The sequence below is a fragment of the Rhizobium sp. ERR 1071 genome (assembly GCF_007828675.1).
In the GTDB taxonomy this organism is placed as follows: Bacteria; Pseudomonadota; Alphaproteobacteria; order Rhizobiales; family Rhizobiaceae; genus Rhizobium; species Rhizobium dioscoreae.
The window spans coordinates 88,705-101,856 of the sequence record NZ_VITM01000002.1 but is presented as its reverse complement, the minus strand read 5'-3'; the positions used below and the strand labels follow the sequence as shown (position 1 = coordinate 101,856).

The window sequence follows — 13,152 nt, the reverse complement described above, 5'->3', positions numbered from 1 at the left end:
GGCGGGCAAAAGCTCGCCGTTTTTGTTTTGGGGTTACATGGCAGGACTTTCCGAAGCGCCGGGAGACACCTTGCTTTCTTTCGCTGCATTGCACACACTGCTCCAAGGGAACAGCAATCACCGCACAACGATGCGGGCTAGGCGAAGAGACATATGGCGATCAAGGCGAGCATCTATCATCTCACCCATTATAAATACGACAATCCGGTCCGCCTCGGCCCCCAGATCATTCGCCTGAAACCCGCCTCCCATTCCAAAACCCGCGTACTCAGCCATTCGCTGAAGGTCACGCCGTCAAACCATTTCGTCAATCTGCAGCAAGACCCCTATGGCAACTATCTCGCCCGCTTCGTCTTCCCCGATCCGGTCACCGAGCTGAAGATCGAGGTCGATCTCATCGCTGACATGACGGTCTACAATCCCTTCGATTTCTTCGTCGAAGAGGAAGCCACCAAATGGCCCTTCGACTATCCCGAGACAATACGCGAGGATCTGTCGATCTACATGAAGCCGGAAGAACCCGGTCCCCGGCTGAAAGCCTTCCTCGCCACGCTCGACCGCTCAGAGCAAAAGACCGTCGACATGGTCGTCGGCCTTAATACGCGCCTGCAGCAGGAAATCGGCTATGTCATCCGCCTGGAAGCCGGCGTCCAGACGCCTGAGGAAACATTGGAAAAGGCGAAAGGCTCCTGTCGCGATACGAGCTGGCTGCTCGTTCAGGTGCTGCGCCATCTCGGACTCGCCGCCCGCTTCGTCTCAGGCTACCTCATCCAGCTCACGCCGGACCTGAAGGCGCTCGACGGCCCTTCCGGTACTGAAGTCGACTTCACCGACCTGCATGCCTGGGCGGAAGTCTATCTTCCCGGCGCCGGCTGGGTCGGCCTCGATCCGACGTCGGGCCTTCTGACGGGCGAGAGCCATATTCCGCTGGCCGCCACGCCGCATTACCGCAATGCCGCGCCGATCTCGGGCGGCTATTTCGGCGAAGCCAAGACCGAATTCGATTTCGACATGAAGGTTGCCCGCGTCGCCGAGCATCCGCGCATCACCAAGCCCTTCTCGGACGAAAGCTGGGACGCATTGAATGCGCTTGGCGAAAAGGTCGACGCGATCCTGAAGGAAGACGACGTACGCCTGACCATGGGCGGTGAGCCGACCTTCGTGTCGATCGACGATTTCCAGTCAGAGGAATGGAACACAGCGGCTGTAGGCCCGACCAAGCGTGAGAAAGCCGATACGCTGATCCGGCGCCTGCGGGAGCGCTTCGCGCCGAACGGCTTCCTGCATTACGGCCAGGGCAAGTGGTATCCCGGCGAAAGCCTGCCGCGCTGGACCTTCTCGCTCTACTGGCGGCGCGATGGCCGGCCGATCTGGTCGAATCCCGATCTGATCGCCAATGAGGGCCGCAACTATAGCGTCACCGAAGACGATGCCGGCCGACTGCTGACGGCCATTGCCGGCGAACTCGATATCGAACCGGACTATGTGGCGCCCGCCTTCGAGGACCCGGCCGAATGGCTGGTCAAGGAAGCGAACCTGCCCGAAAATGTCGATCCATCCAATTCGAAGCTGAAGGATCCGGAAGAGCGTTCGCGCATGGCCCGCGTCTTCGAACGTGGACTGACTCGGCCCACGGGCTATGTCCTTCCCATACAGGCATGGAATGCGCGCGCCAGCGGCCGCCGCTGGACGAGCGAGAAATGGCGCACGCGCCGCGGCCGCATCTTCCTGACGCCCGGCGATAGCCCGGTCGGCTATCGCCTGCCGCTGAATTCGCTTGGCTGGATACCGGCATCGCAATATCCCTACATCAACCCGATGGATCCAACGATCCCCCGCGAGGCCCTGCCGGATTACAATGAAGACAAGGGCCGGCCGCTGCAAGCCGCTCATTTCCAACCCTTCACCGGCCAGCAGCCGATCATGCCGCAATCGGTCGATGAGATCGGCGGCTATGTCCGCACGGCCATCAGCGTCGAGCCTCGCGACGGGCGCCTCTGCATCTTCATGCCGCCGACGGTCAGCGTCGAGGATTACCTCGATCTTGTTGCCTCAGCGGAACGCGCAGCCGCAGCCCTGAACTTGCCGGTTCACATCGAGGGCTATCCGCCACCGCAGGACGAACGCATCAACGTCATCCGCGTTGCGCCCGATCCCGGCGTCATCGAAGTCAACATCCATCCGGCATCGAGCTGGAAGGAAGCCGTCGATATCACCACGGCGGTTTACGAAGAGGCACGCGCCAGCCGGCTCGGCACCGACAAGTTCATGATCGACGGCCGCCACACCGGCACCGGCGGCGGCAACCATGTCGTTGTGGGTGGCCGCAATACCATGGATAGCCCGTTCCTGCGCCGTCCCGACCTGTTGAAGAGCCTGGTGCTGCACTGGCAGCGCCATCCCTCGCTCTCCTATCTCTTTTCCGGCATGTTCATCGGCCCGACCAGCCAGGCCCCGCGCATCGACGAGGCCCGCCACGACAGTCTCTACGAACTGGAAATCGCGCTGGCGCAGGTGCCGGCGCCCGGTCGCGACATCCAGCCACTTCCCTGGCTGGTCGATCGCCTTTTCCGCAATCTTCTCACCGACGTCACCGGCAACACGCACCGCTCGGAAATCTGCATCGACAAACTGTTCTCGCCTGACGGACCGACGGGACGCCTTGGCCTCGTCGAATTCCGCGGCTTCGAAATGCCGCCCAATGCCCGCATGAGTCTCGCCCAGCAATTACTGGTGCGCGCGCTGATCGCCCGCTTCTGGCGCAATCCCATCGACGGAAGGTTCGTGCGCTGGGGTACGACGCTGCATGATCGCTTCATGCTGCCGCATTATATCTGGCAGGATTTCCTCGACGTCCTTGCCGATCTGCGCGAAAACGGTTTCGACCTCAGACCGGAATGGTTCCAGGCGCAGCTCGAATTCCGCTTCCCCTTCTGCGGCGAAGTCGAATACGAGGGCAGCAAGCTGGAACTGCGCCAGGCGCTGGAACCCTGGCACGTCATGGGCGAAGAAGGCGCGATCGGCGGCACCGTGCGCTATGTCGATTCGTCGGTTGAGCGTCTGCAGGTGCGGTTCGAAACCGCCAATCCCTCCCGCTATACGGTAACCTGCAATGGCCGTCCTGTACCGCTGACGCCGACGGGAATGGCAGGCGTCTCGGTCGCCGGTGTGCGTTACAAGGCATGGCATCCAGCCTCAGGCTTGCACCCGGTTTTGCCCATCGATACGCCGCTGACCTTCGATATCTACGATACATGGTCGCGCCGCTCGATCGGCGGCTGCATCTACCATGTTGCCCATCCGGGCGGCCGCAACTACGACACCTTCCCCGTCAATGGCAATGAGGCGGAAGCGCGACGTCTTGCGCGTTTCGAGCCTTGGGGGCATACAGCAGGTGGCTATGCCGTAAGACCGGAGACTGCATCGGTGGAATTCCCGCTGACGCTCGACCTCAGGCGTCCGGCAGGAATTTGAGACGGAACTGAGCATGGGTAGAAAACCGGCGACGGAACGGCGGGATGAGGCAAAGACCGGCACTGCCAAGGCGCCGGCCTTTGCCTATCGTCCCCTGCCCGGTGTGGCCGACGAAATGGTCGACAATACCGGCGCGGTCCGCCCAGTCTGGCAAAACTTCCTCTCGGCGCTGACGCGTATGACGGAAGAGGGATTGACCGAGCGCTTCGCCCGCGCCGACCGCTATTTGCGCGACGCCGGCGTCTTCTATCGCGCCTACGGAACGGCGGGCGTCAGCGAACGCAACTGGCCGATCTCCCATATTCCCGTGCTCATCGACGAGCGCGAATGGCAGGCGCTCTCCGAAGGCCTACAGCAGCGCGCCGATCTCTTGGAATCGATCATCGCCGATATCTATGGAGATAGCCGGCTGGTGAGCGAAGGGCTGTTGCCGCCAGCCTTGATTGCCGCCAATCCGGAATTCCTGCGTCCGCTTGTCGGCGTGAAGCCTGCAAGCGGCCATTATCTGCATTTCCTGGCTTTCGAGGTCGGCCGCGGTCCTGATGGCAACTGGTGGGTACTGGCCGACCGCGCACAGGCGCCATCCGGCGCCGGCTTCGCTCTCGAAACTCGTGTCGCTACCACCCGTGCCTTTTCCGATATCTATGCCGAAACCAAGGTTCATCGTCTTGCCTCCTTCTTCGGTGCCTTTCGCGATGCGCTTCTTGGCGGCAAGCGCGGAGCCGAAGGACGTGTCGCCGTCCTGACGCCGGGGCCTGCCAACGAGACCTATTACGAGCACGCCTATATCGCCCGCTATCTCGGCTTCATGCTGCTGGAGGGCGAGGATATCACGGTCGTCAACGATCAGCTGATGGTGCGCACCGTCGCGGGGCTGCGACCGATCAGTGTCCTCTGGCGCCGCCTCGATGCCTCCTATGCCGATCCATTGGAGCTCAACCAGCATTCCCATATCGGCACGCCGGGCATGGTCGAGGCTCTGCGGGCGCAGACGGTGACCATCGTCAATGCGCTCGGCTCCGGCATTCTCGAGACGCGCGCCCTTCTCGCCTTCATGCCGACCATCTGTCGGCATCTGCGTGGTGAGGAATTGAAGCTGCCGTCGATCGCCACCTGGTGGTGCGGCCAAAAGGCCGAGCGCGAGCATGTCGCCGCCAACATCGAGAAGATGGTCATCGGCCCGGCCTATTCCTGCATGCCTTTCTTCGATGACAACGGCCAGTCCGTGCTGGGCTCGACCCTGCGCAGCACTGCCCGCGATTCGATTGCGGATTGGCTGGCAACCGAAGGTCAAAAATTGGTTGGCCAGGAGGTCGTGACACTTTCGACGACGCCTGCCTGGGTCAACGGCAGGCTGACGCCGCGGCCGATGAGCCTGCGTGTCTTCGCCGCCCGCTCGGAAAACGGCTGGCAGATCATGCCGGGCGGCTTTGCCCGTATCGGCAGCGGCGACGATGTCGCGGCGATCGCCATGCAGGCAGGAGGTTCGGCCGCCGATGTCTGGATCGTCTCCGACAAGCCCGTCGAGGCGCACACGCTGCTGCCAGCCGAAGAAACTTTCACCCGCAACATGCCGGGCAGCCTGCCGAGCCGGGCGGCCGACAACCTTTTCTGGCTCGGCCGCTATATCGAGCGGGCTGAAGGTGCGTTGCGCATCCTGCGCGCCTGGCATGGCCGTTTCGCCGAGGCAGCCGATCCGAACCAACCGCTGCTTGCCGATGTCAGCGCCTATCTCGCCGCCATCGATATAGACACGAAGCAAGCTGTACCGGAAACCCTGCTGCGCAACATCGACAGCGCCGTCTATTCGGCAAGCAATATTCGCGACCGCTTCTCTCCCGACGGCTGGCTGGCGCTGAATGATCTCGCCAAGACGGCACGCCGCTTCAAGGAAGGGGTGAAACCTGGCGACGATGCCAGCCATGCCATGACGATCTTGCTGCGCAAGCTCGCGGGCTTTGCCGGTCTCGTGCATGAAAACATGTATCGCTTCACCGGCTGGCGCTTCCTGTCGCTCGGCCGCTATATCGAGCGCGGCCTGCACATGACGCGATTGCTCGGCCATATGTCCGGCCCCGATGCGCCCGACGGCGCGCTCGACATGCTGCTTGAAATCGGCGACAGCGTCATGACTCATCGTCGCCGCTACAACGTCAATACCGCTCGGCTGACAGTGACGGACCTGCTCGCACTCGATCCGCTCAACCCGCGCTCGATTCTCTTCCAGATGAACGAGATCCACCGCGAGGTCGAACAGCTCCCGAACGCTTACGTCAACGGCCAGATGTCGCCTTTTTTCCGCGAGGCCATGCGCCTGCATTCAGGGTTGGCTGTCATGACGCCCGAAGCGATGACGGTCGAAGTCTACCAGCAGCTGGCGCGCGAACTGGAGCGGCTGTCTGACCTGCTGGCACGCACCTATCTCGGATGACGTAATGCTCTACGATCTCTCGCTTCACATGGGCTACATCTACGACGTGCCGGCAAGCGGCGCGCGGCATATCCTGCGCGTCATGCCGCTCTCACTGCCCAATCGGCAGAGGCTGATCGCCGGCTCGGTAAAGATAACCCCGGGTCCGGACGAGCAATCCAACTTCACGGATTTCTTCCAGCATCCGGCGACCTCGATCCTGGTTCGCGATCCGCATGAAAGGCTCGACATCCGCATGCAGGCGCGCGTTCAGGTGGAAAGCCAGCCCGTCGGGGCCGACTTCTCGCCGCTGCTGGCCAAGTTGCCGGAAGAGATCGAAGACTGCTGGTCGATCGACCCGTCTTCACCCCACCATTTCCTCGGCAGCAGCCCGCGTCTGCCGGAGACGGGCGAAATCACCGATTACGCCAGGCAATGGAAATCGACCAAACTGACGACACTGCAGATTGCGCATGCGGTCTGCGCGCAGATCCACAAGGACTTCACCTACGATCCCAAGGCGACAACGGTCGATACCACCCCCAAGGAGGCATTTCGCCTCAAGCGCGGGGTCTGCCAGGATTTTTCCCATGTGATGATCATCGCGCTCCGCAGCCTCGGTATCCCTGCCGGCTATGTCAGCGGCTTCTTGCGCACCATTCCGCCGCCCGGCAAGGAAAGACTGGAAGGCGCCGACGCCATGCACGCCTGGGTGCGCGTCTGGTGCGGCGAGACGGCAGGCTGGATCGAGCTCGATCCGACCAACAATATTCCCGCCGGCACGGATCACATCGTCGTCGCCTATGGTCGCGATTATTCGGACGTTGCCCCCGTTATCGGCGTACTGAAGAGCTACGGCAATCAGAAAGCCGTTCAGGCGGTAGATGTCGTTCCACTAAAATAGAATATACTTAAAGTAGTAAAAATTTGAAGCAAATCGCGCCAGATTATGTAGTTTGTTAAAAATCAACTGACCGCTTAAACCTTCAACTCATATTTGTAATTGATAGTCCCGCCGTTCTTGAGAATCTAACTCTTTCCAATAGGCGGACATGATGATTGCCGGCTCCGATATACTTTGGGCATTTAAACAACTTCTACGTGATCGAGCCGGAAATTTTGGCATCCTGACGGCGATTGCCGTGCCCGTGCTGGCTGTGGCGGGAGGTGTAGCGGTCGATGTCACGAACATGTCGCTGACACGCAGCCAGCTTCAGGAATCAACGGACGCCGCCGCGCTCGCTACGGCAACCGCGCTTGCGGACGGCAGTGCGACCACCACGACCGCCAAGGATCTCGCCAACAATTTTGTTCTCGGCCAAATGTCGAACTATCTCGCCGGTGATACGGATGCTACGAATTCACTGAAAGCGGGCACCAGCACGACGGTAACAAAAACGACCGATTCCTCCGGGAATTCGGGTTACACGGTCGTTGTAAATGCATCCTATTCGATGTCCGTGAACAGCATGACCCGCCTGACGGGGCAGAGTTCCCTGAACATTTCTGCGTCCAGCACGTCAACCAGCGGAAAGACTACCGAAACCCAGCAGAATGCGCTGTCGATGTATTTTGTTCTGGACCGCTCCGGATCCATGGATGAAGCCACGGACACGGTCAATACCCAGCAGCCGACCACGACATATACCTATAGCTGCTTGAAGACGAATGCGAACGGCCGGCAGGTGTGGAGTACGTGCACCGGCACCAAGACGAATTACTACACCAAAATGGAATCGCTGAAGATTGCCACGTCCAATCTGGCTGCACAGCTAAACAGTGCCGACCCGAACATGATGTACGTTCGAACAGGCGCGGACTCCTATAACAATGTCGCTCAGACACCTACGGCCCTGGCTTGGGGTACGAGCGGCATCACGACGTATGTCAACAATCTGACTTCGAGCGGCTCCACGAATTCGGCCCCCGCGTTTACGGCCGCTGTCGACGCATTGACGAAATCGTCCCCGACGTCAGGACTGACATATGAGCAGCTCCAACATAAGGACAAGAGCGGCGTCCTGAACCCGACCATGTACATCGTATTCATGACCGACGGAGAAAACAACGTGACAAATGCGGACACGGATACCAAAGCACAATGCGACAAGGCGCGCAGCAACGGCATCCACGTGTACACGATTGCCTTCATGGCACCGGAGAATGGCCAGGCCTTGCTGAAGTATTGCGCTACTTCAGCCTCCGACTACTTTACGCCCCAAAGCGCTGCGGATCTCTTCAAGGCATTTACGACAATCGCCACGGAAACATCGAAGCAGATGACGCTGCTGACGAAGTGATCTCGCTGGCAATAGCGCCAAGCAACCATAGATAGACAGCAAAGAAAAAGCCGCGCGATGCGAGTATCGCGCGGCTTTTCGTTTGATCGATGCGCGAATAAAAGCCCGAAACATCATCGGAATCAAGTCTTTTCCGACTCACGACAAACCTTTGGCGGCATTTTTCGCATCCGCCCAACTCGCTTGTTGCAACTGCTTTACATCGGTGCGTAAACTGATAGTGACACGGAAAGGCAAATCGATTTAATTGAGCGTAACACGCTGAATATAAATCATAAATGGCGAGAGTTGATAGTATGAATAACTTGACGAAGGCCGATCTCCCCGTTCCAGCCCCGCGCAGTTCCCGCCCCGAAATCCTTGCCGAAGAAATCATCGAGCGCTTGACGTACCGCATCGGCAAGGATGCGAAGGTCGCCAAGCCGCACGACTGGCTGACGGCAACGATCCTTGTCATCCGCGACCGCGTCATCGACAAATGGATCGAATCCACCCGAAAAGCCTATCAGACGGGTGCCAAGCGCGTTTACTACCTGTCTCTCGAATTCCTCATCGGCCGCCTGATGCGGGACGCCATCTCCAATCTGGGCCTGATGGAGGAGATAACCAACGCTCTCGCTTCGCTGGGCGTCGATATTCGTGTCATCGCCGGCCTTGAGCCCGACGCAGCGCTCGGCAATGGCGGTCTTGGCCGCCTTGCCGCTTGCTTCATGGAATCCATGGCAACCGTCGATGTGCCGGCCTATGGCTATGGCATTCGTTACGTGCATGGTCTCTTCCGTCAGCAGATGGCCGATGGCTGGCAAGTGGAATTGCCCGAAACCTGGCTGGCGCACGGCAACCCATGGGAATTCGAACGCCAGGAAAGCTCCTATGAAATCGGCTTCGGCGGTGCTGTCGAGACCATCAGCGGTCACGACGATCAGCCGCGTTACGTCTGGAAGCCGGCCGAGCGCGTCATCGCCACGGCATTCGACACGCCCGTCGTCGGCTGGCGCGGCAAGCGCGTCAACACGCTGCGCCTCTGGTCGGCGCAGCCGATCGACCCTATCCTGCTCGATGCCTTCAATGCCGGCGACCATATCGGCGCGCTGCGCGAAAGCAACAAGGCCGAAAGCCTGACTCGCGTTCTCTATCCGGCCGATGCGACGCCCGCCGGCCAGGAGCTGCGCCTGCGCCAGGAATTCTTCTTCTCGTCGGCCTCGCTGCAGGACATCCTGCGCCGCCACCTGCAGCAATATGACGACCTGACCAATCTCGCCGACAAGGTTGCGATCCAGCTGAACGACACGCATCCGGCCGTCTCCGTCACGGAAATGATGCGCCTGCTGATCGATGTCCACGGCCTCGATTTCGACAAGGCCTGGGATATCACCAGAAATACCTTTGGCTACACCAACCACACCCTGCTGCCGGAAGCGCTCGAAAGCTGGCCCGTACCGCTGTTCGAGCGGCTTTTGCCGCGGCACATGCAGATCGTCTACGCCATCAACGCCAAGGTTCTGGTGGAGGCGCGCAAGCTGCGCAATTTCAGCGACACCGAAATCCGCTCGATCTCGCTGATCGACGAGAATGGTGATCGCCGCGTGCGCATGGGTAATCTCGCCTTCGTCGGCTCGCATTCGATCAACGGCGTTTCCGCGCTTCATACCGACTTGATGAAGGTCACGGTCTTCGCCGACCTGCACAAGCTCTATCCCGATCGCATCAACAACAAGACGAACGGCATCACACCGCGGCGCTGGCTGATGCAATGCAATCCCGGGCTGACCAATCTCGTACGCGAAACTATCGGCGACGCCTTCCTCGACGATGCCGAGCAGCTGAAGCCGCTGGATCAGTTCGCCCACGACAGCGCCTTCCAGGAGAAGTTCGCCGCCGTCAAGCGTGCCAACAAGGTGCAGCTCTCCAACCTCGTCGCCAGCCGCATGGGCATCAAGCTCGATCCGAACGCGATGTTCGATATCCAGATCAAGCGCATCCATGAATACAAGCGCCAGCTTCTGAACGTCATTGAGGCAGTGGCACTTTACGACCAGATCCGCTCGCATCCGGAACTCGATTGGCAGCCGCGCGTCAAGCTCTTTGCCGGCAAGGCGGCGCCGAGCTATCACAACGCGAAGCTCATCATCAAACTGATCAACGACGTCGCCCGCGTCATCAACAACGATCCGTCCGTACGCGGCCTCTTGAAGGTCGTCTTCGTGCCGAACTACAACGTGTCGCTGGCAGAAGTCATGGTTCCGGCCGCCGACCTTTCAGAGCAGATTTCGACCGCCGGCATGGAAGCCTCCGGCACCGGCAACATGAAATTCGCTCTCAACGGCGCGTTGACCATCGGCACGCTGGATGGCGCCAATGTCGAAATGCGCGACAATGTCGGCGAGGACAATATCGTCATCTTCGGACTGCGGGCCGACGAGGTCGCGAACCTGCGCAGCGACGGTCATAACCCTCGCGCCATCATCGAGCGTTCGCGCGAATTGGCTCAAGCCCTTTCGGCCATCGCCTCCGGCGTCTTCTCCCCCGACGATCGCAACCGCTACGCCAGCCTGATCGACGGCATCTATAGCCACGACTGGTTCATGGTCGCTGCCGATTTCGACGCCTATGCCTCGGCACAGCGCGAAGTCGATATTCTCTGGGCCAACCCGTCGGAGTGGTACGCAAAGACAATCAACAATACTGCTCGCATGGGCTGGTTCTCCTCCGACCGAACGATCCGTCAATACGCCAAGGAAATCTGGAGAGCCGGATGAAAAAGCCGAAAAAAACCGCTGACGCCACGAGCTCGAGCGATATTTCGGCAGAGGATATTGCTGCAATTCTCGCAGGCACCCATTCCGATCCGTTCGCCGTTCTCGGCGTTCACAAGACGGACGACGGCTATGTGGCCCGCTGTTTCATCCTTGGCGCGGAAGCCGTCACCGCCACGGCACTCGACGGTTCCGTCATCGGCGAGCTCGCATGCCTCGATCCGGCAGGCTTCTTTTCCGGCGACGTCAAGCTCGCCAAGCAGCAGCCGGTCCGCTATCGCGCACGGCGCGGCGATGCAGAATGGGCGGTAACCGATCCCTATAGCTTCGGTCCGGTTCTCGGGCCGATGGACGATTATTTTGCCCGCCAGGGCACGCATCTGCGCCTGTTCGACAAGATGGGCGCCCATCCCCTGAAGCACGAGGGCGTGCAGGGCTTTCATTTCGCCGTGTGGGCGCCAAATGCGCAGCGCGTTTCCGTCGTCGGCGATTTCAACAATTGGGATGGCCGCCGGCACGTCATGCGTTTCCGTGCCGACAGCGGCATCTGGGAGATCTTCGCCCCGGATGTGCCAGCCGGGGTCGCCTACAAGTTCGAGATCCGTGGCCATGATGGCGTCTTGCTGCCGCTGAAAGCCGATCCCTTTGCCCGACGCAGCGAACTGCGCCCGAAGACGGCTTCGGTCACCACCAACGAACTGCTTCAGGTCTGGGACGATTCGGCGCATCGCGAACATTGGGCAAGCGTCGATCAGCGCCGCCAGCCGATCTCCATCTATGAGGTGCATGCCGGTTCCTGGCAGCGCCGCGACGACGGTTCGATGCTGTCGTGGGACGAGCTTGCCTCGCGCCTCATTCCCTATTGCGTCGACATGGGCTTCACCCATATCGAATTCCTGCCGATCACCGAACACCCCTACGATCCGTCCTGGGGCTATCAGACCACGGGTCTTTACGCCCCGACGGCCCGCTTCGGCGAACCGGAAGGCTTTGCCCGTTTCGTCAACGGCTGCCACAAGGTCGGCATCGGCGTTATCCTCGATTGGGTGCCGGCGCATTTTCCGACCGACGAACATGGCCTGCGCTGGTTCGATGGAACCGCCCTCTACGAGCATGAGGACCCGCGCAAGGGTTTTCACCCCGACTGGAACACGGCGATCTACAATTTCGGCCGCACCGAGGTGCTCGCCTATCTGCTGAACAATGCACTCTACTGGGCAGAAAAATACCACCTGGACGGTTTGCGCGTGGATGCCGTCGCCTCCATGCTCTACCTCGACTATTCCCGCAAGCACGGCGAATGGATCCCGAACGAATATGGCGGCAACGAAAATCTCGAAGCCGTCCGCTTCCTGCAGTCGGTGAATACCCGGATCTATGGTGCGCATCCCGGTGTCATGACCATCGCGGAGGAATCGACCTCCTGGCCGAAAGTATCCCAGCCGGTTCATGAAGGCGGCCTCGGCTTCGGCTTCAAGTGGAACATGGGCTTCATGCACGACACGCTGAGCTATCTCGCCCGCGAGCCCGTGCACCGCAAATATCACCACAACGAGCTGACCTTCGGCCTGATCTACGCCTTCTCGGAAAACTTCGTCCTGCCGCTCTCGCATGATGAAGTCGTCCACGGCAAGGGATCACTGATCGCCAAGATGTCCGGCGACGACTGGCAGAAATTCGCCAATCTGCGCGCCTACTATGCCTTCATGTGGGGCTATCCCGGCAAGAAGCTGCTGTTCATGGGCCAGGAATTCGCACAATGGAGCGAATGGAGCGAGGAGCGTGCCCTGGACTGGAACCTGCTGCAGTACCGCATGCATGAAGGCATGCGCCGCCTCGTTCGCGATCTCAATTTCACCTATCGCAGCAAGCCGGCACTCCACGCCCGCGACTGCGAGGGCGAGGGTTTCGAATGGCTTGTCGTCGACGATTTCGAAAACTCGGTCTTTGCATGGCTCCGCAAGGCGCCGGGCGAAAAGCCGGTTGCCGTCATCACCAATTTCACGCCAGTCTATCGAGAGAATTACACTTTGCGTCTGCCAGCTGAGGGGCGGTGGCGCGAGATATTGAATACCGATGCCGACATCTACGGCGGCAGCGGCAAGGGGAATGGCGGGCGTGTCCAGGCCGTCAATGCAGGCGGAGGCGTACATGCGATCATAACGCTGCCTCCGCTGGCGACCATCATGCTCGAACCGGAATTCTGAGATCA

General features: G+C 60.2%; 6 protein-coding genes. All 6 read left to right on the top strand.

The window, feature by feature from the left end:
• The first annotated feature begins 153 nt into the window (after positions 1–153).
• Positions 154–3,474, top strand: coding sequence for a transglutaminase family protein (locus FBZ99_RS05770; protein WP_145631892.1), 3,321 nt, complete (start codon positions 154–156; stop codon positions 3,472–3,474).
• 13 nt (positions 3,475–3,487) lie between these two features.
• Positions 3,488–5,905, top strand: coding sequence for a circularly permuted type 2 ATP-grasp protein (locus FBZ99_RS05765; protein ID WP_145631890.1), 2,418 nt, complete (start codon positions 3,488–3,490; stop codon positions 5,903–5,905).
• 4 nt (positions 5,906–5,909) lie between these two features.
• The gene (locus tag FBZ99_RS05760) at positions 5,910–6,788 is read left to right on the top strand and encodes a transglutaminase family protein (RefSeq protein WP_113330511.1); all 879 of its coding nucleotides are present in this window, start codon (positions 5,910–5,912) and stop codon (positions 6,786–6,788) included.
• A gap of 148 nt (positions 6,789–6,936) precedes the next feature.
• Positions 6,937–8,184, top strand: coding sequence for a vWA domain-containing protein (locus FBZ99_RS05755; RefSeq protein ID WP_246661080.1), 1,248 nt, complete (start codon positions 6,937–6,939; stop codon positions 8,182–8,184).
• 296 nt (positions 8,185–8,480) lie between these two features.
• Positions 8,481–10,943, top strand: a complete 2,463-nt coding sequence (locus FBZ99_RS05750; RefSeq protein ID WP_145316032.1) for a glycogen/starch/alpha-glucan phosphorylase — start codon at positions 8,481–8,483, stop codon at positions 10,941–10,943.
• Entirely contained in the window at positions 10,940–13,147 is a 2,208-nt protein-coding gene (glgB, locus tag FBZ99_RS05745) for a 1,4-alpha-glucan branching protein GlgB (protein ID WP_145631888.1), read from the top strand. Before FBZ99_RS05750 ends, glgB begins: the two co-directional genes overlap by 4 nt.
• Positions 13,148–13,152 lie beyond the last annotated feature (5 nt).